This window comes from Bradyrhizobium sp. (assembly GCF_022844465.1).
Lineage (GTDB): Bacteria > Pseudomonadota > Alphaproteobacteria > Rhizobiales > Xanthobacteraceae > Bradyrhizobium.
Map to the genome: position 1 here is coordinate 361,971 of NZ_JALHLP010000001.1, position 21,152 is coordinate 383,122.

Genomic DNA, 21,152 nt, shown 5'->3' on the forward strand with positions numbered 1-21,152 from the left:
CGTTAGTCACCGGGAATGGTCAGTAGAGCAGGCGCTGCCTCCCCCGAACCCGGTCGCGATTGCCCGCTCTGCCCACGGCTTGCGGAGTTCCGCGCGCAGGTTCGCCTGCGTGAGCGCGACTGGCACAACGCGCCTGTCGCCTCATTCGGTCAACCGCTGGCGCAACTCTTGATCGTCGGGTTGGCGCCGGGGTTGCAGGGCGCCAACCGGACCGGTCGCCCCTTCACCGGCGACTACGCCGGCGACCTCCTGTACACGACCCTGCTCGAATACGGCTTTGCGAAAGGGGTATATCAGGCGCGGCCTGACGACGGGTTGCAGCTGGTCGACTGCCGGATCAGCAACGCGGTGCGCTGCGTGCCCCCGCAGAACAAGCCGCTGCCGGCGGAGATCGCCACCTGCCGGCCGTTTCTGGTCGCAACGATTGCCGCCATGCCGAGACTTCGCGCGATCGTGGCGCTTGGGCGGATCGCGCATGAATCGACGGTGAAGGCGCTCGGCCTTCGCAACGCCGAGACCCCCTTCGGCCACGGCGCAATCCATCGCACCGGCGCTCTCACGCTCTACGACAGCTATCACTGCTCGCGCTACAACACCAACACGCGGGTATTGACGCCGGAGATGTTTCGCCGCGTGTTCGCGCAGGTGCGTGCGGATCTGGATTCGGGGAATCTGTAGGGTGGGCAAAGCGCAGCGTGCCCACCATTTTCAGATTGATGATCGTGAAGGATGGCGGGCACGGCGCAAGCGCGCCTTTGCCCACCCTACAAACCTACAAACCCCGCTCGCAAGCGCCGTTCAGGCCGGATTCGCCCTCAGCCATTCCAGCACGTCGCCGGCGTTCCTGTCGGGCGGGAACACCGGATAGAACACGTGGCGAATTCGGCCGCTATCGACGACCAGCGCGAGCCGCTTGATCAGCGTCAGTCCAGCGACCTGCATGGTCGGCAAATTCAAGGCGCGCGTCAGCGCCAGCTTCTCATCCGACAGGACGGCGAACGGCAAATGCAGCCGCGACGCCATCTCGGCCTGGTAGTCGCTGTCCTGGGTCGACAGGCCGAAAACGTGATCGGCACCGGCGGCCTTCAGTTCGGCGTGCAGGTCGCGGAATGCGCAGGCCTGCGGCGTGCAGCCGCGCGCGCCGGGGATCATGTCCCAATCGTCAACCAGGCTGATCTTGCCGGGTTCGCCGGTGCGGGGATACGCGAAGACCACCGTGCGACCGGGCAGCGCGGAGAGCGTCACCGAATTGTCGTCGGTGGCACGCAGCGTGACCGGCGGGATCGCCATCCCGACGAGATGCGCCGCCGCGCCGTCGTCGGTCGGCGGCGGGATCTTGCTCCAATCGACTTCGAGCAGGTTTTTCTGGTTCATGGACACCATTCTCCATCAACCGTAATTGCGAGCGAAGCGAAGCAATCCACACTTCCTTGCAGCACAATGGATTGCTTCGCATCGCTCGCAATGACGGATAGACCATTCATCCCCGCGCCCGCAACAGGCGGCTTTTTTCCCGGCCCCAGTCGCGTTTCTTTTCGCTTTCGCGCTTGTCATGCAGCTTCTTGCCCTTGGCGATCGCCAGCAGCAGCTTGGCGCGGCCGCGTTCGTTGAAATAGAGTTTCAGCGGAATCAGCGTCATGCCGTCGCGATCAACCGCGCCCATCAGCCGGTTGATCTGCTTTCTGTGCAGCAGCAGCTTGCGCGGCCGCTTCGGCTCATGGTTGAAGCGGTTGGCCTGCAGATACTCCGGAATGTTGGCGTTGATCAGCCAGATCTCGCCGTCCTTGGTGTCCGCGTAGGATTCCGCAATCGTGGTCTTGCCGTTGCGGATCGATTTCACCTCGGTCCCGGTCAGGGCAATGCCGGCCTCGAGCGTGTCCTCGATCGCGTAGTTGAACCGGGCCTTGCGGTTCTCGGCGACAACCTTGATCGGGCGTTCTTTCTTCTCGGCCACATCAAGCCTTCTTGAGGAGATCGCGAATTTCGACCAGCAATTCTTCCTGGCGCGTCGGCTTCGGCGGCGCCGAGGGCGCGGCTTCGTCCTTGCGCTTCAGCTTGTTCATGGCGCGAATCACCATGAACAGCACGAAGGCGACGACGATGAAGTTCAATGTCAGCGTCAGGAAACTGCCCCAGGCCAGCACCGCGCCCTGCTTTTTGGCGTCGGCCAGGTTGGTCGCCGTTACCGACTTGGCCAGGCCCGTGAAGTAGTTGGAGAAATCGAGGCCGCCGGTAATCGAGCCGATGATCGGCATGATGATGTCGCCGACCAGCGACGTCACGATGGCGCCGAAGGCCGCGCCGATGATCACGCCGACGGCAAGGTCGACGACATTGCCCTTCATGGCGAATTCGCGAAATTCCTTCAGCATTGCTGGATTCCCCCATATTCTTTTCACGGCAGGTCAAACGAAAACCGTGCCCCCGGACGATGTTCGGTTCCTACTGAGTCGGAACCGCGGTTGACATGTCCGGCAACAAAAAAATCCGCTAGTTGATCAGGCCGGCATGCACCATGGCGCTGCGCACGGCGAGGCGTGTTGGCTCGGTCACCGGCACCATCGGCAGGCGGAGCTTCTCGTCGATCTTTCCCAATAGCGAGAGCGCATACTTCACCGGCGCCGGGTTGGACTCGATGAAGAGGTTGGTGTGCAGCGGCATCAGCTTGTCATGCAGCTTGAGCGCGGTGGCGTGGTCGCCTTTCTGCCAGGCGGTCTGGAATTCCGAGCACAGCCGCGGCGCGACGTTCGAGGTGACCGAGATGCAGCCATGGCCGCCATGGGCCATGTAGCCAAGGATGGTGGCGTCCTCGCCGGACAGCTGGTTGAAGTCTTCGCCCATCGCCGCGCGCTGCTGCGAAACCCGGACCATGCTGGCGGTCGCGTCCTTGACGCCTGCGATGTTCTTCAGTTCGAACAGCCGCGCCATGGTCTCGACCGACATGTCGATCACCGAGCGCCCGGGAATGTTGTAGATGATAACAGGGATGCCGATGGCGTCGTTGATCGCCTTGAAGTGCTGGTACATGCCTTCCTGAGTCGGCTTGTTGTAATATGGCGTCACGATAAGCACGGCGTCCGCCCCCGCCTTCTCCGCGTGCTCGGCAAGCTCCACCGCCTCCCGGGTCGAGTTCGAGCCGGCGCCCGCGATCACGGGTGCGCGCCCCCTGGCTTCGTCGATGCACCACTCGACCACACGCTTGTGCTCGTCATGGTTCAAGGTCGGACTTTCACCCGTGGTTCCCACGGGAACCAGGCCGTGGGTGCCCTCGGCGATCTGCCAGCCGACGAGGCCGCGAAACGCGGCCTCGTCGAGCGAGCCGTTCTTGAACGGCGTGACCAAGGCGGTGAAGGAACCCCGGAACTTTGTCTTGGCTGCCATGGACTTCCTCCCGACGCTTGAAGATGCGGCACCATCGAAACTGGGGTTCGATTCATACCGGGTATGGCGATCCCGCGAAAGGGCCAGCATCACCGATCGCGCCTCGCGCCCGCAGCCGCGATTTCGCCGTTGTGATGGCGCAAACCGCGCCGGCCATGACATTTTTAGCATTTTGGCCGCATATTCAAGCAAATAGGCCTTAGACCCGAGCGATCGAATGATTCGCCGCCGCCAAGGAGAGCCGTGATCCGTTCCGCCCGCGCCGCCGCCTTGCGATCGACCGCACTGGCCACCAGCCTCGTGCTGGCGATCGGCCTGTGCGCCCTGCCCGTGGACGCCTGGGCCAAGCCGAAAGTGCCGTTGCCCAAACCGCGGCCGATCGCCCGCAACGTCGCCCCCAAGCCGCCGGCGAGTCCGGTTGCGAACAACGCCGCAACGATATCAGCTGCGACCCCTGCTCCATCAACGCCGACCGCGGCCATGCCCATTCCGCCGCCGGCGATCCGGCAAGCCGCGCTGCCGTCGCCGCGCAAGCAATTCGCGCCGGCGGTGATGGCCGCGACATCGTCCACGTCGCAGGCCGACAAGGACGCGCTGGAAAACATCATCGAACTCGTGCGCAAGCACAAGGCTGCGGAGGCAACCCAGGCGCAGGCCGCGATCTCGGACCCCGTCGCGCGCAAGCTCGCCGAATGGCTGATCCTGCGCAGCGACGACAATGGCGCTTCGGTCGAGCGCTACCGCGCATTCATTGCGGCCAACCCGAGTTGGCCGTCGCAGACCTTCATGCGTCGCCGCATCGAGGCGGCCTTGTGGGACGACCGTCGCGACGACGCCACGGTCTGGTCCTGGCTCGAAAGCCAACCGCCGATCTCGGCCAAGGGCAAGTTGGCGCTGGCGCGGGTGATGCTCGCGCGCGGCGATCGCGCCAATGCCGAACGGCTGGTTCGCGACGCCTGGCGTCGCGACGGCATGTCGGAAGACACCGAGAGCGCGGCGCTCGAACTGTTCGGCCCGCTTCTCAATGCAGGCGACCACAAGGCGCGGATGGAAGCGCTGCTCTACGGCACCGAGCAGGAGGCCGGCGGCATGCGCGCCGCGAAGCGACTGGGTTCTGGCCATGTGGCGCTGGCGAAATCGCGAATCGCGGCCAACAAGAAGGCCTCCAATCTCAAGGCGCTGCTCGATGCGGTGCCGCGCGAACTGCACGGCGAGACCGGTTACATCTTCGCCAGGATCCAGTGGCTCCGCCGCGAAGAGAAATTCAGCGAGGCCGCGCAGCTCATGCTTGCGGCGCCGAGGGACCCAGGTCGCCTGCACAATCTGGACGAATGGTGGGTCGAGCGGCGTCTGCTGGCGCGCAAGATGCTCGACGTCGGCGAACATCGTTCCGCCTATCTGATTGCGCGCGATGCGGCGACGCCGTCGCGCGACATCTACAAGACCGAGCACGAATTCACCGCGGGCTGGATCGCGCTGCGGTTCCTCAGGGATCCCGGGCTCGCCGCGCAGCATTTCGCGCGCATCGGCGTCGGCAGCGTCAATCCGACGGCGCTGGCGCGTGCCGGCTATTGGCAGGGCCGTGCTGCCGAAGCGGCCGGGCGCGCGCAGGAGGCCCGCGCCGCCTATGGCCGCGCCGCCGAGCAATCGACCAGCTATTACGGCCAGCTGGCGCGCGCCAAGCTCGGCCTGCCGCAGCTCGAACTGAACGGCGTCCCGACCGGCCGCGGCCGCGGCATCGAGCGGCTCGAAATCGTCCGCGCCGTGCAGTTGCTCTACGAACTCGACGAGCGCGAACTGGCGCTGCCGATTTTCAGCGACATGGGCGAAAACGGCGACCCCGACGCGCTGGTGGGCCTCGGCGAACTCACCTCGCGCCACGGCGACGCCCGCGGGATGCTGCTGCTCGGCAAGGCCGCGCTCAACCGCGGCCTGCCGTTCGACTATTACGCCTATCCCGTCACCGGCATCCCCGCGTTCAAGCAGATCGGGCCGGAGGTCGAGCCGAGCATCATCTATTCGATCGCGCGGCAGGAAAGCGCCTTCAATCCGTCGGTGGTCTCGCCGGCCCAGGCCTACGGGCTGATGCAGGTGACGCCCGACGCCGGGCGCTACGTCACCAAACGGGCCGGCGTCAGCTTCGACCTCAAGCGGATGAAGACCGACTCCGTCTACAACGCCATGCTCGGCGCCGCCGAACTCGGCGGGCTGCTCGAGGATTACCGCGGCTCCTATATTCTCACCTTCGCCGGCTACAATGCCGGCCGCGGCAGCGTCAGGAAATGGATCGAGCGCTACGGCGACCCGCGCGATCCCAAGGTGGATGCCATAGATTGGGTCGAGCAGATTCCGTTCTCGGAAACCCGGAACTACGTGCAGCGGATCATGGAGAACCTGCAGGTCTATCGCGCCCGATTCGGCGGCGGGACCAGGCTGCAGATCGAGGCCGACCTGCATCGCGGCGCCAGCGTCCAGTAGTTGATTGACGCTGGCGCGAGATGCCACACGCATTCGACTCGCGGAGAGTCCCCCTCACCCGGCGCTACGCGCCGACCTCTCCCCGCAAGCGGGGCGAGGTAAGACAGAAAAACCCCCGGCAGTTGCCTGCCGGGGGTTTCCTTGTGTTTCAAGTCTTTCGGGATCAGAAGTTACGCTGAGCGCGAACGTTCAGGAACACAGTGCTCTGGTCCTTGAACTCGTAGAGAGCGGTGGGCTTCGGAGCAGTTGCGGTGAACACCGAGCTGCCAGCCATCTTCTGGTCGAGGAAGAAGGCGCCGACTTCACCCGAGAACGTCAGGCCCTTGACCGGGGTCCAACGGGTGACCATGCCGACCTGGGCGACGTTGAAGTCCGGGTTACAGCTGTAGGTACCGATACCGGCAACACCAGTCTGGCCAGGATGGCTAACCGCGAACTGTGCGCAATACGCACCCTTGGCGGAAGTCGTTCCGGCTGCGCCGAGGTTGTCGTTGGCGCCACCGTCATACTTGACCTGGGCGTAGCTGCCCCAGAGGCTGGTCGACCAGTAGGGATCCCAGTTGTGGTTGAACGCACCACGAACACCCCAAGCCTGGGTCAGCTGGAGACCACCGGTACCACCGACGCCTGGCAGATAGACAGCGTCAGTCGTCGCCGCGAGGCCAACGCTCTGATAGCCGCCGGCGATGCCGGTGCCGCCGAACATTGCGAAGCTCGGCGAACCGCCCGAGGTCGAGATCACCTGCTTGGTGTGACCCTTGGCGTAGGTGACGTCGATCTTGAAGTCGTCGCCGGCGCCGGTCGGCAGGTTCTTGATCTGCAACGCCGCCATCACCGATCCGCCCCACTTGCTGTCGGGGTGGCCGGAGGTTTCCGAAAGGTTGGTCGGAGCCGCGGTTGCCGCAGTCAGGGTGTTGTAGGAAGCGTTGACTTCATGCAGCGCACCCGAGATCTGGAACAGACCCCAGGCCTGGTCGACGCGGATGTTGCCGACGATGGTCGGAGCATGCGTGCCGGCGTAGGCGTTACCCGTGGTACCTACGGCGCCAATACCTGTCGAGGTATTGAACACAGCGGTACGGTGGAACACGGTCGGATCGTCGAGGCCGATGGTGCCGGACACGCCGTTGCCGAACTGCGCGGTGTACTGGATGTTGTTGACGCCGGTCACGGTGTCGTGGCCGCCCATCAGGAACGAGTTGTTGTTGCCTGGATAACCGTGCCACGGCGTTGCGAAAGCCGAAGCCGACTTACCGAAGGTGAAACCAGCGAATTGCAGGAACACCATTTCAACCGCGACATAACCGCCGCCGGCGGCGGAGAGCTGCGTCGAGTTGAAGGTAGCAAGCAGCGCCGGGTTACGGGAGCCGTTGTTGAAGTTGTCGAACTGGAAGTCGCCCTGACCGAAGGTGCGGACAACGCCATATTCGGTGGCGGTGCGGGTATCAACCGTCAGCGCCATACGGGAACGGGAGACGAAGTAATCGCGGTAGCGATTGCCCTGGCCCTGATCGCCGTTCCAAGCCGGTGCACCGTAGGTGGTGCCGTTGAATGTCGTGTCGATGCGCAGATAACCACCCAGCTTGATGCAGGTGTCCGTGCCGGGGATGTAGTAGAAACCAGCACCGTACAGGGAGCAGATCCTCACGTACTCGACCGCTTTGGCCTTGACGGGAAGATCGGCAGCCTGTGCTCCGCTCATGGCGATCAGACCCGCCGCTGAGCCGAGAATAAGGCTCTTAACCATCTTCATGTTAAACCTCCAAGTTGCTCTGTAGGGAAGGTTCCGGATCCGCCGGGTGTCAGCCACCCTAAGGTTGGTTCCCTTAATCCCCTGAAACCCGCTTAGTCGCTTCGCGCCTTCGGACACTCCCGCATGAACGCGAGGGACTTAAGCGAACCACCTAACGGGACGACCTCGGGATGCCCCCCTCCGTCGCGTGATCACAATTACCGAGGAGTTCTGCACACGCAACAAAGGAACCGCTTGAAACACCCCGGCTTTGGACCTTTTCCGTGGGGTGTTGCACAAAGAACACGCGACCGGGATCGACTTTTCTTCGTAAGGATTTGTTTCTGTTGAAGATTTTAGATCATCTGACTTTGCCACCCCAATGAGCGGTGCGGGCGGCGGAGCAAGCCGTTTTCCCCTGTCAATCTCCTCGTCGCAGCGAATCGAGATGGCCCTTTGCCGAATCTGCCTCGAATGATTCCGCCTCTTATATAAAGTCAGCAGGCGCCGCGGGACGCGAGTCGCTCGCCATATCCACTGGCAATCACCGCGCGCAGGATCGCCGCGAGACCTGGTGGTGACCCTCCCGACCGCGGAATGATGAAAAGCCTGCGCCAACGCGACACGAATGCAGCGGGGATCGGCGCACGCGAGGGGTTCAGCGGCGAAGTCGCCGCCAAATGGCCGCGGGGCAACCTGAGATCTGCCGCTTGCGGCCCGTCGCCGCGTCGGGCATATCCGCCTGATGGAGCTGTGGCCGAGTGGCTGAAGGCGGCGGTTTGCTAAACCGTTATAGGGTTGTAAAGCCCTATCGAGGGTTCGAATCCCTCCGGCTCCGCCAATCTCACAATTGTCCGGCCCGGACACATAGGTAACGGAGCGTACCTAAGACATGGGTGACAACCTCGTCCTGGCACGGACCGTCACCATATTCGGGTCGCTCGAATCGGCACGCTCTATCGATTCTCTTTCCATCAGCACAACCACATAATGTCGTACCTTTTTTCAGGAACTTGACGTTCTGCTTGGCGACGCCGTCACCGCAAGCCTCGCCAACATCGTCACCGGCGTGTTCCATGGCGATGTCGATGCCCTGTTCGCGCTGATCGCCGAGCGTTCGATCGACGGATACGTCCGTCACGCGCTTGTTCGGCGCGGCGACTTTCCTGACATGGGAGCGCCGCATCGAGCGCGATCGGTGGCGGGAATTTCTCGTGCGGTTCTACAAAGAACGGCCGGCCGACGACGACGATCCGGCCTGGGTCGGCTGGCTGGATGCCATCGCCCTGCTCGGCCTGCGCGATCTGGTGCCGCTGGTCGACAACGCCTGGCGCGAAGGTCGGATCCCCGAGGATTGGACCGACCGTCCCCATTTCGACGACGACCTTGCCGAAGCCGAACGCGCGCCAGACGACATCGCGCGGTTCACGCAAGCCCGCCTCGGCTACATCGAGGACGTGCTGGCATCGCTGGACTGGACGCGCGGAAGCCAAGATAGTTTTGGCGCGGATGACGAAGCGCGTCCTGGAGCGATTTCACTTATCCGGCCGAGCCGGTCAGGAACCCCTGGCGCCAGGTCGGGCGCAACGATCCCTGCCCCTGCGGCAGCGGCAAGAAAGCAAAGAAGTGCTGCCTTGCGAATGGAGAGCCGCCGCCGTTTTGAGGCGGAATGCGGCCCAGTTCAATGCGCCGTCATCCAGGCGCGGGCTTCGCGCTGCGCGGCGGCGATCTCGGCCTCCGACATCATCTCGGCGACCTCGCGGCGCAGCGAGATGGCGTCCGCGCGTCCCTTCAAGGCCGCAAGATTGAACCATTTATGGGCTGCGACGAGATTGACGACGCCGGAACGACCGCTCGCCCAATAAAGGCCGCGTTCGAACAACACATCCGGAATCGCGGTGGCTTCCACCGGCGTTGCGTTATCCAGATCAAACTGTCCCCGAAGCATGATGCCCTCCCTTTTCTTGTTGTTGACCGCCCTCCCCCGAGCGCGGTCCCATCCCACTGCCAAAGCGCCTGTTGTCCCCGACGCCGTTGGCCAGCTTGTCGGGATCACCATGACCGATCAACTTTGAAGGGCAGTTTAAGGTTCGCGATGAACGGGGTGTAAATGCGCGCTTGGCGCCGGCCGCAGGCGAAATCGCAGAAATCACTGCGGCGCAGGAGGCAACGGCCAATGGTGAAGTTCGGTTTACCCTGCCGTTTGGCGGAACGATAACCATCGCGGCAACGTCGCCCGCTCGCCAAGCCGGCTCGGCGTCCGCGGACTCTCAGAAATGCAATTGGCTGGGGAAAGGCGCCGACGATCGGGGCGCAGGCCACGGAACCAGAGTGTTCCGGGGAACGAGGGCGTCGGCGAACACGTCAGGACCAGATTTCAATCCGGGCTCATGAGGCCCGGCGAAATTGCGGATCTCCAGAGAGGTCCGCACCGAACGAAGAAAACCTGTTTCTTCTGCCGGACCGGTTTTGAAGGGTACCCCCTTCGAAATTCGATCCAGCCGTTTGACCTGATGTCTCGCCGACACCCTCTTTCGTCGACCTGAGCTTTCAGAATTCGGCCCGCTTCGAAAAGCAGATCCTCCGAGGCTCGTGTGACGTGCCGGCATCAAGCCGCCGGCATTCTCAAAGAAGCGAAGTTACTTCTTCTTCTTGGAGACCCTGCGGGTCTTCTTCGCAGTCTTCTTCACTGCGCTCTTCGCCTTCTTCGCCTTCTTCGCTTTCTTGGCCATGTTGCCCTCCTAATGTAGAGATGACTTGATCGTCGCGTGCATTCGGGAATCGAAATGCACTCCTCCCGAATACACCAACACATTGAAAAAAACAGCGTCCGGCTTAAGGAAGTGTTGACGCAGCATTGCGAGCGCGCGCGAAGCGCTGCTGTCGACGACATCACGACGCGTTCGCGCATCGACGCAAAAACACCACCATGGTCGACGCAGGCGTTGGCAAAAAATAAAAGTTGAGACTGCGCCACAGCAGTTTTTTAGATTCGTTCAACTGACCACCGACCTTCGACCGATGTCATCGCGCGACGTTGGGTCCGTCGGAGGCCGCGCGCACGGACTCTGAGTCGCGCATTTTGGCAACAAAAAAATTTTCGTGGTCAGGACCACCATCGTCTCGTTGGCGCTCGCCAAAATCCGATTCGTACACGAGTCGCGACCAACGATTCGGATCGGCGCAATTTGTCGCGATGGTTAATTTCGGATCGCGATCAGGGTGGATCGACGTTCTCGCGCGCGTCGATCGCGGCGTCATCGACGAACGACGTCCCGTTACGGGACGTTTCAGATGCCGAGCTTCGCCTTGAGCAGATCGTTCACCGCTTGCGGATTGGCCTTGCCACCCGACGACTTCATCACCTGGCCGACGAACCAGCCGGCGAGTTGTGGCTTGGCTTTCGCCTGCGCCACCTTGTCGGGATTGGCCGCGATGATGTCATCGATCACCTTCTCGATCGCGCCGAGATCGGTGACCTGCTTCATGCCGCGCGCTTCGACCAGCGCGCGGGGATCGCCGCCTTCGGTCCAGACGATCTCGAACAGGTCCTTGGCGATCTTGCCGGAGATGGTGGCTTCGCCGATCAGATCGACGATGGCGGCAAGCTGCGCCGCCGACACCGGCGAGGCCGCGATGTCCCGGCCTTCCTTGTTGAGACGCCCGAACAGCTCGTTGATCACCCAGTTCGCCGCGAGCTTGCCGTCGCGCGCCTTGTCGGCGAGCCCGGCCAGCACGGCCTCGTAGAAATCGGCGCTTTCGCGTTCCGCCACAAGCACACCGGCGTCGTAGGGCGACAGTCCGAAACCGCCGATGAAGCGGGCCTTCTTCTGGTCCGGCAACTCCGGCAATTGCGATCTGAGCTCATCGACATAGCTTTGCGTGAACTCGAGCGGCAGCAGGTCGGGATCCGGGAAATAACGATAGTCGTGCGCTTCTTCCTTGGAACGCATCGAGCGCGTCTCGACCTTGTCGGGGTCGAACAGCCGGGTTTCCTGCTCGATGATGCCGCCGTCCTCGATAATCTCGATCTGGCGCCGCGCCTCGTATTCGATCGCCTGGCCGATGAAATTGATCGAGTTCATGTTCTTGATCTCGCAGCGGGTGCCGAGCGGCCCGCCCGGCTTGCGCACGGAGACGTTGACGTCGGCGCGCAGCGAGCCTTTTTCCATGTCGCCGTCGCAGGTGCCGAGATAGCGCAGGATCGAGCGCAGCTTGGCGACATAGGCCTTGGCCTGCTCGGCGTCGCGGATGTCGGGCCTGGAGACGATTTCCATCAGCGCCACGCCGCAGCGGTTGAGATCGACACAGGACATGGTCGGGCTCTGGTCGTGCAGCAGCTTGCCGGCGTCCTGTTCGAGATGCAGCCGCTCGATGCCGACCGTGACGGTATGGCCGCCACCGAGTTCGACCACCACCTCGCCCTCGCCCACCACCGGCGACTTGTACTGGCTGATCTGGTAGCCCTGCGGCGAGTCCGCATAGAAATAGTTCTTGCGGTCGAACACCGAGCGCAGGTTTATCTTCGCGTTGAGGCCGAGCCCGGTTCGCACCGCCTGACGTACGCATTCCTCGTTGATCACAGGCAGCATCCCCGGCATCGCCGCATCCACCAGCGAGACGTGGCTGTTCGGCTCGCCGCCGAATTCGGTCGAGGCGCCGGAGAACAGTTTTGACTTCGAGGTGACCTGGGCGTGGACCTCCAGCCCGATCACGACCTCCCAATCGCCGGTCTGGCCCTTGATCAGTTTGGCCGGTTTGACTGAGGCGTTCATGCTTTTGCACCCCACCAATTCGGCGGCGTGAAGCGGCCGGCCGCCTGCTCGACCACCTCGCCCAGCGAGAACAGCGTCTCTTCGTCAAAGGGCCGTCCGATCAGTTGCAGGCCGAGGGGCAACCCCTGTTCATCCTTGCCGGCGGGCACCGCAATGCCCGGCAGCCCCGCCATGTTCACCGTCACCGTGAAGATGTCGTTCAGATACATCTCGATCGGATCGGCGCCGCCCTTCTCGCCGACGCCAAACGCGGCCGATGGCGTCGCCGGCGTCAGGATCGCGTTGACGCCGCTGGCGAAGCATTCCTCAAAATCCCGCTTGATCAGCGTGCGGACCTTTTGCGCGCGCAAATAATAGGCGTCGTAGTAGCCGGCCGACAGCACATAGGTGCCGATCATGACGCGGCGGCGCACCTCGTCGCCGAAGCCCGCGGCGCGGGTGTTCTCGTACAGTTCGCCGATCGAGCGGCCGGGCACCCGCAGCCCATAGCGCACGCCGTCATAGCGGGCGAGGTTGGACGAGGCTTCCGCGGGCGCCACGATGTAATAGGCCGGCAGCGCGTATTTGGTGTGCGGCAGCGACACATCCACCAGTTCGGCGCCGGCCGCCTTGAGCCAGGCCGCGCCCTCGCTCCAGAGCTTTTCGATTTCCGCCGGCATGCCGTCGAGGCGGTACTCGCGGGGGATGCCGATCTTCATGCCCTTGACGGATTTTCCGATCGCGGCCTCATAGTCCGGCACCGCACGATCGACCGACGTGGTGTCCTTGGGATCATGGCCCGCCATCGAACGCAGCAGGATCGCGGCATCGCGGTTGGTGCGTGCGATCGGCCCGGCCTGGTCGAGCGAGGAGGCAAACGCCACGATACCCCAGCGCGAACAGCGGCCATAGGTCGGCTTGACGCCGACGGTCGCGGTGAACGCGGCGGGCTGACGGATCGAACCGCCGGTGTCGGTCGCGGTCGCGCCCATGCAGAGCAGCGCCGCGACGGCGGAAGCCGACCCGCCGGACGAGCCGCCCGGCACCAGCGCGGTGTTGGAACCCTCGCGTCGCCACGGATTGACCACCGGGCCGAAGCAGGAGGTTTCGTTCGAGGAGCCCATCGCGAACTCGTCATTGTTGAGCTTGCCGAGCATCACGGCGCCGTCGCGCCAGAGCTGCGAGGTCACGGTGGATTCGTAAGGCGGCACGAAATTGCCGAGGATCTTCGAGCACGCGGTGGTGCGCACATCCCTGGTGGCGAACAAATCCTTGATGCCGAGCGGGATGCCGGCGAGCGGACCGCCCTCGCCCTTGGCGATCTTGGCGTCTACCGCGCCCGCCATGGCGCGGGCCTGGTCCGGGGTTTCCAGCACGAAGGCGTTGAGCGAGCGCGCCGCCTCCATCGCCGCAAGATGGGCGTCGGTCAGTTCAAGCGCGGTAAAGGACTTCCGCGCAAGGCCGGTCCTGGCCTCGGCGATCGTCATCGACGTCAGGTCGGTCATTTATTGATCGGGCTGCAGAAGAAAGGAGAAAGCGTCTTGTCGTTGGCGGGATCGCCGGCGCGGGCCTTGTCGGCGGCCTCGAGCTGATCCAGCACGGCGTCCATCGCCTTGTCGGGGTCGGCGGCCTTGCCCTGCCGCGCCATCGCATCGAGATAGTTCATATAGGCCTGATAGGCCTTTTCATCGTCGCACAGCAGGCACATCGAACGTCCGATCTCTCAAGGGAAACAGGGCTTATTCCACCACCTTCGGCACCAGGAAGAAGTGGTTCTGCGTTTCCGGCGCATTCTTCACCACGTCGTCGGCGATCTCGCCGTCATTGACGACGTCGCCGCGCTTCTTCATCGCCATCGGCGTCACCGAAGTCATGGGCTCGACGCCCTCGACATTGACCTCTGACAATTGCTCGACAAAGGCCAGCATGGCGTTCAACTCGCCCTGCAGATGCGGCACCTCGGCCTCGGTGACCGCGATCCGCGCCAGGTGCGCGATGCGGCGAACGGTGGCGGCGTCAACGGACATTTGCAGGCCTCGGGCGGGAAATTCGCCATCTGCCGTATAGCAGAGGCCGCTTTTGCGCCGCAACCGCATGGACCGCGCCGACGCGCGATTCTCCACCTTTTGGGCTGGGAAAGCCCGGGAACCGCCGCACGACGAAACCGTTTTTATCCCTGAAGCAGTCTTCCTGAAACAGTCGCGGGATGAAGTTGATCCCAGGAAGCGGAGGCCGTGCCATGGCCACACTACAAGACGAAAACGAAAGCGGCGGGGCGGGAGGCTGGGACCCCGCGCTCTGGTCCATCAGCACCGCACTTGGCGCCGCGATCGTCTACCTCGCCTGCCTGGGCTGAGTCAGCTTGGCCGCAACGCGCCGAGCCGGGCCAGCGCCGCACCGGCAAGCGCCCGCGTCAACTCCGCCGCCGGCATCTCGCGGCCCATCCGTACCGCCTGCCCAGCCCAGAGGTTGGTAAAATCGACCTTGCCGAGCTTCTCGGCCGCCGCCTTCAGCGGCGCGAGCGCGGTCGCGGCATGCGGAAACGACGGCGCTTCCGGCCAAATCGGACCGACCTCGGCCATGACACGGTTGACGACCCCGCGCGCCGGGCGTCCGGTCATGACATTGGTGATGACGGTGGAATCATCATGCGCCTGGGCCAGCGCCGTCCGCGCCGGCGGGGTCACCGTGGATTCCGGGCAGCGCAGATAGGCGCTGCCGATCTGCACGCCGGATGCGCCAAGCGCGAACGCCGCCGCGATGCCGCGCCCATCGGCGATCCCGCCGGCCGCGATAACAGGCACCCTGACGGCATCGACCACCTGCGGCACCAGCGCAAAGGTGCCGGGCTGCCGGGCGATGTTGTCGGTCAGGAACATGCCGCGGTGGCCGCCGGCCTCCGCGCCTTGCGCGATGATCACGTCAACGCCGTGCTCCTCCAGCCAGATCGCTTCCCTGACGATGGTTGCCGACGACATCACGGTGGCGCCGGCCGCCTTGACGCGCTTCACCAGCGCGGGATGCGGCAGGCCGAAATGGAAGCTGACCACTTCCGGCCTCAGTTCCTCAACCACCGCGCACATTGCTTCATCGAATGGCGCGCGGTTGGCGGCAGTCATGGGTGCGGCGGGATCGACGCCGAATTCCCCGTAGTAGGACTTCAGCAGGGCTCTCCACCCGGCCTCGCGCGCGGGATCGGCCTCGACCGGCGTGTGACAGAAAAAATTCATGTTGATCGGCGCGGTGACGCGCTGGCGGATGATGTTGACCTGTTCGCGCGCCTTCTCGGGCGAGATCATCGCGCAGGGCAGCGAACCCAGCGCCCCGCCCTGCGCCGCCGCGATCACCAGCTCCGCGTCCATGACGCCGGCCATCGGCGCCAGCACGATCGGAAATTCGGTCTTGAAGAGGTCGATGATCCGGCGGTCTGGCCACATGGTTCGGCTCGCTCGATTGGATTGAAGATGCGGGTCAGGCGCGGGCATCGGCATATCCAACTCGCAATCTGGACAGCCAGTCTAGACCCAACTAACATTCACTAAAAATGAATAACATAGAATTCTGCCATCTCTAAAATGAAACGGACCTCGCCATGGAATTGAGCGATCTCCTGACCTTTTCGACCGTCGCCCGCCTCGGCGGGATCACCCGCGCCGCCGACGAACTCAACACCGTCCAATCCAACATCACGCAACGGGTCAAGGCGCTGGAAGCCGAAATCGGCACCGCTTTGTTCGAGCGTCACAGCCGCGGCATGACATTGACCGGCGCTGGAAGACGACTGCTGCCCTATGCGCAGCGGATGGCGGCGCTGTCGCGCGAGGCGATGCTGGCCGCGCGAGACGACGGTGAACCCAAGGGACCGCTAGCGATCGGCTCGTTGGAGACAACGGCCGCGGTGCGCCTGCCACCGCTGCTGGCTGAATTTCATCGCCGCTTCCCGGCGGTGCGGCTGAGCCTGCGGACCGCCACAACCGCCGAGCTGGTGGCCGGCGTGCTCAACGGCACCTTCGACGGCGCGTTCGTGGCTGGCCCCATCGATCACGCCGAGCTCAACGCAACGCTCGCGTTCCGGGAAGAGCTGGTGCTGGTGACGGCAAGACAATGGACGAGCCTCGGCGCCTTGCGCGCGGGCACGCCGGAGTCCGGACCTACCGCGCTGGTTTTCCGTACCGGCTGCACCTACCGGCAACGACTGGAGCAGGTCTTCTCGGAGCTCGGCTGGCCGTCTTCCGCCCGGTTCGAATTGGGCACGCTCGACGGCATGATCGGCTGCGTCGCCGCCGACATGGGCGTGACGCTGCTGCCGCGCGCCGTGGTCGGACGGAACGAGACTGTCAGCATTCACACGCTCGACCCGGCGCAATCCGGGGTCGACACGCTGTTCATCACCCGCCGCAGCGCCCATCGATACAGCGCATTGCAGGGTTTCGCCGCCTGCCTCGGCAATAATGCCGAGGTGATCGCCGCCTGAAGCTTGAGCGGCTAGATCCTGATGTCGTCGAAGGTCTCGATCAGGCGAGGCCCCGCAGCGGTGGCCTCAAGCGAGTCGGCCTGTAGCAATTTGCCGAAGTCCAGCCTGGTGAGTTTCGCAAGGTCCGTGATCGAGACCTGGAAGACCCGGACATCCTCCGCCGAAAGCTTCTCCGCATCCCGGATCCTGTCGATATCCATGACGAGATGCCGCTGGCTGACAATGAAAGCCGCCGCCTTGAGGCGGTCGTTGTGCTTGCTGACCAGTATCTTCCAGAAGTATTTCGGGATCGCCACGCCGCCGAAGACCGGGTCCTTGTGCGGCTTGCCTGACGGGTCGGGCAGATCGGCGTCGTCGGCATCAGGACCGTCGAAGATCGGCCCGTTCAAAACCACGCCCCGGTCACGGCGCTGCAGCAGCTCGTCGCGCGTGTAATCCTCCAACCCCGCCCATAGCTGCTTGCCCTGGTTGAAGGACCAGAATTGCGGCGCGCAATTGGTGAAGTGAAAGGAGTCGTCGCCGTGCGCCTTGGCCTCTTCGACGCTGTCGCCCCAGGTTGCGTCGAGGCGGCGGACGAGATGCCCGCGATCGAACGGATTGGCGCTGCGGTCGGCTTCAAACGTCTTTTGCTTGCCATAGAACTCGTTGCCGATCTGGAAGTCCTCGTCGATCCGGGGATCGCGCAGCCAGGAATCGCCCTCGCGCTTGCCGACGTCCTGCTGCGCGCCGCCGTCGATATTGACGGCACTGAAGAAGGCCAGTTTGCGCTCCTTGTTCATGACCACGCTGTAGTTGAAGTATTTCAGCTCGAATTTTGAGGAAGCGGACTTCAGCCTGGCGACCTTCGATTTGAGGGAGGCCGGAATTTGCGGCAGCGGCACCGAGAGTTTTCCCGCGCCGATGAAGTTCGGCTTGAAGCCCCGCCGCGATCCCAAAGTGGACTGGTCGATATGCACGGCCTCCATCGGCCGACCCGTGAGCAGGCCAATACGGGCGCCGCCGACCGGCGGGGCTGGCGGCGCCGTTGGCGCCTGAACCGGCCCTGCTTCCGAGCGGTCCTGGACGCTCTTCTGGAACAATGGCACAGGAATACGCAACGGTATCACCAGCGAGGTCCTGTCGCCGGACTGCTCGAACCAGAGCTCATTGTTTCCATAAGGAGGCGCAGCGGGTGGTAGGGGCGTCTTTTCCGTCGAAGGCAGCGGCGGTTGCACTTCGTCGAGGACCGGCTTCACCAGCGGATGCGAGCCGACCGTCACCTTCAGATCGGCGACGATGGCGCTGACGCGAACACCCTCATTGGCGATCCACTCGATCGAGGTTTCGTCCATCGACGGATCCCACACCTTGCCGTCCTTGGTGAGGATGCGGCCCTGTCCATCCTTTTTCGGGACGCCGCTATGGTGCAGGGCGATCACCTGCCAGAACCGGTTGAACGCCGGAGCGCCTGACGAGCCGGAACTGGTGTCGGTCATGTACCAGACAAAATCCCCGGCATATTTCAGCAGCTTGTTGTCACGAACGCATATCTGCTTGGGCTGTCCGCTGGGGTGCTGGATGATCGTCAGATATTCGCCGGGGTCGCCCTTGCCCGGCTGCGCGCTGAGCGGCAGCCATCCCCAATCGATCAGTCTTCGGCCGCCGACCAATGATACCGGCGCCACCGCCACGATCGAATAGTCGAGCCTGTCGTTGGTGTAGAACAATTTGTCGGGCTCGAAGCCGAACCGCACGGGCTCCCGCTCCATGCCGGCGACGTCCAACTCATGGTCGAAATCGGCAACCGAGTTGAGCGCGTCGCCCGGTCGGCCGAACACGTGGTTGTTGGTCATCAGCAGCCCGGGAGCGATCAGGAAACCCGACGCATAGCCCAACAGGTTTGCGCGCGCATCCTTGAGCTGGATGCGGCAGACAGATCGCGCGGCAATGACGCCCTTGGCCAGAAAATTGATGCCGTCGAGTTCGTTGCCGCTGATGATCCGTTCAAGCCCGATCCGGGCGGCCACGGCATCATCGGTTTGCGCCAGCAACTGGCGCAAGCGGGCCCGCTTCTGCTCGACCGTCATGGAGATTGGCCCGTCGCCGAGTTTCCGGTCCAGCGCGGCGGGCGAGAAATCCGCTTGCTTGAAGCGTCGTTCCGAGGCGGCAATGATCCCGCGTTTCATGAGCATCGTCATCTCCGATCAAAATCAGCGAGCGCTCTAAAAAACTCACGCGACAACGGGCGCGCAAAACCGCACGTCGCTACCTGTTCGGCGAGTTTAGCTCCGTCTTCCGATAGGCTTGCTGGCGACGAGGGCCATCTGGCGCGGACCGAAAAAAATTGAAAAAAGAGTACACTACCTGAATGCGTCAAGGTAACTCAGCGACAACCGCTAGGTCAATGCTTGGGCGGATGAAGAACGCCGGATGATCCAGCGCCGCAACGCGACACCGGCCCAGATGGCCTCGACCACACCGAACGGCCAGGCCCCCTGAAGAAAGCCATAAGCGGAGCCGAGGACGCAGGCGCCGGCAAAGCCGAGGATGAACCCGTGATGGCGCTCCTCCAGCGCGTAGGTCACCAGCATTGCGGTGACCGCGAACAGACCGAACATGCTCAACGCGTCCATCGCGTCATCCCCATTTCACGATCGCTCCGCCGCGCGGGACGATCTCCGTCATATTTTCGCAACAAACCACTTACCACTGCGCGCTTTCGCGCCGCGCTCCTTCGATCAAACTCGGCGCAAAAATATTCTTTGGTTCGCCACCAACTCCTACGTTAGGATGACGCGCTAACTGTCAAGAACCATAACGTCAACTCTGGGAGGAACTGCGATGCGCGTTGCGTTGGTATTGAGCTTTTCTGTTGCCTTGCTGTGCGGCACGGCCGGAACATCAAGCGCTCAGGACTGGACCAAATCCAAATGGGGACCGAACGACGAGATCGGCGCTGCGAACTACATGACGCCCGAACTCGTGGTCAAGGCGGCGGGATTGATCAAGACCGGCAAGACCTATGCGCTCGGCATCCCGGTCGGCTCTGCTACTCCCGCCTATCCGCCACGCGCCTTCAAGATCACGGTGGTGCAGCCCGGCCAGGCCGGCAGCCCCGGCCTCGGACCGACCAAGACCACCTATAATGACGACATCATCGAGGGTTGGGTCGGCGTCGGCAGCCAGCTCGACGGCCTCGGCCATATCGGCGTCGAGCACGTCTACTACAACGGCAACAAGCTGCTTGAATTCGCCGATCCGACCGGCCTGAAAAAGCTCGGCGTCGAAAAAATCCCGCCGATGGTGGCCCGCGGCGTGTTGCTGGACATGGCGGCCCATTACGGCACCGACGTCATCAAGGAAGGCACTGCTTTCAACGTCAAGGAGATCGAGGAGGTCGCCAAGAAGCAGGGCGTCGAAATCCGCCAGGGCGATGTCGTGATCTTCCACACCGGCTGGCTCAGCCTGATCGGCAAGGACGACAAGCGTTTCGGCGCCGGTGAACCCGGCCTCGGCGTCGAGGGCGCCAAATACCTCGTCAGCAAGGGCGTCGTCGCGGTAGGCGCCGATACCTGGGGCCTCGAAGCCGTTCCGTTCGAAACCAAGAACGTCTTCGAGGTGCATCAGATCCTGCTGCCGATGAGCGGCACCTACATCCTCGAAAACCTGGATACGGCCGAACTCGCCAAGGACAAGGCCTACGAGTTCATGTTCGTCCTCGGCCACCCGCGCTTCAAGGGCGCGGTTCAAAGCATGATCAACCCGGTCGCGATCCGGTAAGGCGTCAACGACAGCTGGCGTGGCGCCCCCGTCAAAGGCGCCGCGCCAGGATCGGCTTTGCGCCCGCGCCTCGCCGGTGTTATGCGGGACCATGCCCGCCCCCATTCTCCCGCTGATCGAAGCCGTCGCGCACTGGCCCGAGCGCGGCGCCCTCATAGGCCTCGATCTCGGCACCAAGACCATCGGCGTCGCGGTCTCCGACCCCGACCGCCGGCTGGCCACTGGCGTCGAAACGCTGCATCGCACGGCGTTCAAGGCCGATGCGGCGCGGCTGCTGGCGATATCGGGCGAACGCAACGCCGTCGGCTTCGTGCTCGGACTGCCCATCAACATGGACGGCAGCGAGGGGCCCCGCGCGCAATCGACCCGCGCCTTTGCCCGCAATTTCTCCAACCTGACCGGCCTCGCGATCGCGCTTTGGGACGAGCGGCTTTCCACCGCGGCGGTCGAGCGCGAGCTGATCGGCATGGATGTCAGCCGCGCGCGCCGCGCCGAGGTGATCGACGAGCATGCCGCCATCTTCATCCTGCAGGGCGCGCTGGACCGGCTTTCGAAACTGCGCAGGGATCGCTGA

The 21,152-nt window shown here is 63.6% G+C and carries 19 protein-coding genes, 1 tRNA gene and 1 pseudogene; 7 read left to right on the forward strand and 14 right to left on the reverse strand.

From position 1 onward, the window contains the following. Window positions 1-15: 15 nt before the first annotated feature. Window positions 16-678: a uracil-DNA glycosylase gene (locus Q0D31_RS01840; protein ID WP_291843607.1), complete on the forward strand. Its 663-nt coding sequence runs from the start codon at window positions 16-18 to the stop codon at window positions 676-678. A gap of 120 nt (window positions 679-798) precedes the next feature. Here Q0D31_RS01840 and Q0D31_RS01845 read toward each other — a convergent pair whose 3' ends face one another. The 4 genes from Q0D31_RS01845 to dapA form a co-directional block, all read right to left on the reverse strand. After that, window positions 799-1,374, reverse strand: a complete 576-nt coding sequence (locus tag Q0D31_RS01845) for a peroxiredoxin (protein ID WP_291843609.1) — start codon at window positions 1,372-1,374, stop codon at window positions 799-801. 106 nt (window positions 1,375-1,480) lie between these two features. Then, complete coding sequence (gene smpB / locus Q0D31_RS01850; RefSeq protein ID WP_291843617.1) at window positions 1,481-1,954, reverse strand: SsrA-binding protein SmpB; 474 nt, start codon at window positions 1,952-1,954, stop codon at window positions 1,481-1,483. A 1-nt stretch (window position 1,955) separates the two neighbouring features. After that, the gene (mscL, locus tag Q0D31_RS01855; protein ID WP_291843626.1) at window positions 1,956-2,372 is read right to left on the reverse strand and encodes a large conductance mechanosensitive channel protein MscL; all 417 of its coding nucleotides are present in this window, start codon (window positions 2,370-2,372) and stop codon (window positions 1,956-1,958) included. A gap of 118 nt (window positions 2,373-2,490) precedes the next feature. Further along, window positions 2,491-3,381 (reverse strand): 4-hydroxy-tetrahydrodipicolinate synthase, encoded by an 891-nt coding sequence (gene dapA, locus Q0D31_RS01860; protein WP_291843635.1) that lies wholly within the window; start codon window positions 3,379-3,381, stop codon window positions 2,491-2,493. 243 nt (window positions 3,382-3,624) lie between these two features. Here dapA and Q0D31_RS01865 point away from each other — a divergent pair, with 243 nt between their 5' ends. Continuing rightward, entirely contained in the window at window positions 3,625-5,859 is a 2,235-nt protein-coding gene (locus Q0D31_RS01865; protein WP_291843662.1) for a transglycosylase SLT domain-containing protein, read from the forward strand. 163 nt (window positions 5,860-6,022) lie between these two features. Here the strand turns inward: Q0D31_RS01865 and Q0D31_RS01870 are convergent, their stop codons facing one another. Continuing rightward, window positions 6,023-7,612 carry a porin gene (locus Q0D31_RS01870; protein WP_291843671.1) on the reverse strand — a complete coding sequence of 530 codons (1,590 nt, stop codon included), beginning with the start codon at window positions 7,610-7,612 and terminating at the stop codon, window positions 6,023-6,025. 726 nt (window positions 7,613-8,338) lie between these two features. On the opposite strand from Q0D31_RS01870, the gene Q0D31_RS01875 reads away from it, so the two are divergent. Continuing rightward, window positions 8,339-8,432, forward strand: a tRNA-Ser gene (locus tag Q0D31_RS01875). Between the two features lie 220 nt (window positions 8,433-8,652). On the opposite strand, the gene Q0D31_RS01880 is transcribed toward Q0D31_RS01875, so the two are convergent. Beyond that, window positions 8,653-9,024 carry a hypothetical protein gene (locus Q0D31_RS01880; protein ID WP_291843680.1) on the reverse strand — a complete coding sequence of 124 codons (372 nt, stop codon included), beginning with the start codon at window positions 9,022-9,024 and terminating at the stop codon, window positions 8,653-8,655. A 149-nt stretch (window positions 9,025-9,173) separates the two neighbouring features. On the opposite strand from Q0D31_RS01880, the pseudogene Q0D31_RS23965 reads away from it, so the two are divergent. Next, window positions 9,174-9,254, forward strand: a pseudogene (locus Q0D31_RS23965) (SEC-C metal-binding domain-containing protein); the annotation flags it as partial. An 18-nt stretch (window positions 9,255-9,272) separates the two neighbouring features. Here the strand turns inward: Q0D31_RS23965 and Q0D31_RS01885 are convergent. The 6 genes from Q0D31_RS01885 to Q0D31_RS01910 form a co-directional block, all read right to left on the reverse strand. Further along, a complete protein-coding gene (locus tag Q0D31_RS01885; protein WP_291843689.1) occupies window positions 9,273-9,539 on the reverse strand; it encodes a hypothetical protein in 267 nt (88 codons plus the stop codon). Window positions 9,540-10,881: 1,342 nt separating this feature from the next. After that, on the reverse strand, window positions 10,882-12,366 hold the full coding sequence (gene gatB, locus Q0D31_RS01890; RefSeq protein WP_291843697.1) for an Asp-tRNA(Asn)/Glu-tRNA(Gln) amidotransferase subunit GatB: 1,485 nt from the start codon (window positions 12,364-12,366) through the stop codon (window positions 10,882-10,884). Further along, window positions 12,363-13,850: an Asp-tRNA(Asn)/Glu-tRNA(Gln) amidotransferase subunit GatA gene (gene gatA, locus Q0D31_RS01895; RefSeq protein ID WP_291843709.1), complete on the reverse strand. Its 1,488-nt coding sequence runs from the start codon at window positions 13,848-13,850 to the stop codon at window positions 12,363-12,365. Before gatA ends, gatB begins: the two co-directional genes overlap by 4 nt. Further along, the gene (locus tag Q0D31_RS01900; RefSeq protein WP_291843719.1) at window positions 13,847-14,053 is read right to left on the reverse strand and encodes a hypothetical protein; all 207 of its coding nucleotides are present in this window, start codon (window positions 14,051-14,053) and stop codon (window positions 13,847-13,849) included. The genes gatA and Q0D31_RS01900 overlap by 4 nt, the downstream gene beginning before the upstream one ends. Before the next feature lie 31 nt (window positions 14,054-14,084). Next, the gene (gene gatC / locus Q0D31_RS01905) at window positions 14,085-14,372 is read right to left on the reverse strand and encodes an Asp-tRNA(Asn)/Glu-tRNA(Gln) amidotransferase subunit GatC (RefSeq protein WP_291843728.1); all 288 of its coding nucleotides are present in this window, start codon (window positions 14,370-14,372) and stop codon (window positions 14,085-14,087) included. 330 nt (window positions 14,373-14,702) lie between these two features. Beyond that, entirely contained in the window at window positions 14,703-15,782 is a 1,080-nt protein-coding gene (locus Q0D31_RS01910) for a nitronate monooxygenase (protein ID WP_291843738.1), read from the reverse strand. A gap of 155 nt (window positions 15,783-15,937) precedes the next feature. On the opposite strand from Q0D31_RS01910, the gene Q0D31_RS01915 reads away from it, so the two are divergent. Further along, a complete protein-coding gene (locus Q0D31_RS01915) occupies window positions 15,938-16,819 on the forward strand; it encodes a LysR family transcriptional regulator (protein WP_291843747.1) in 882 nt (293 codons plus the stop codon). Window positions 16,820-16,830: 11 nt separating this feature from the next. Here the strand turns inward: Q0D31_RS01915 and Q0D31_RS01920 are convergent, their stop codons facing one another. Continuing rightward, window positions 16,831-18,990 (reverse strand): DNA/RNA non-specific endonuclease, encoded by a 2,160-nt coding sequence (locus Q0D31_RS01920; protein ID WP_291843755.1) that lies wholly within the window; start codon window positions 18,988-18,990, stop codon window positions 16,831-16,833. Between the two features lie 204 nt (window positions 18,991-19,194). Next, complete coding sequence (locus Q0D31_RS01925) at window positions 19,195-19,431, reverse strand: hypothetical protein (protein WP_291843761.1); 237 nt, start codon at window positions 19,429-19,431, stop codon at window positions 19,195-19,197. Between the two features lie 208 nt (window positions 19,432-19,639). Between Q0D31_RS01925 and Q0D31_RS01930 the strand changes: the two genes are divergently transcribed. Together Q0D31_RS01930 and ruvX are read left to right on the forward strand one after the other, a co-directional pair. Continuing rightward, a complete protein-coding gene (locus Q0D31_RS01930) occupies window positions 19,640-20,578 on the forward strand; it encodes a cyclase family protein (RefSeq protein ID WP_291843763.1) in 939 nt (312 codons plus the stop codon). A 91-nt stretch (window positions 20,579-20,669) separates the two neighbouring features. Further along, window positions 20,670-21,152, forward strand: a complete 483-nt coding sequence (ruvX, locus tag Q0D31_RS01935; RefSeq protein WP_291843764.1) for a Holliday junction resolvase RuvX — start codon at window positions 20,670-20,672, stop codon at window positions 21,150-21,152.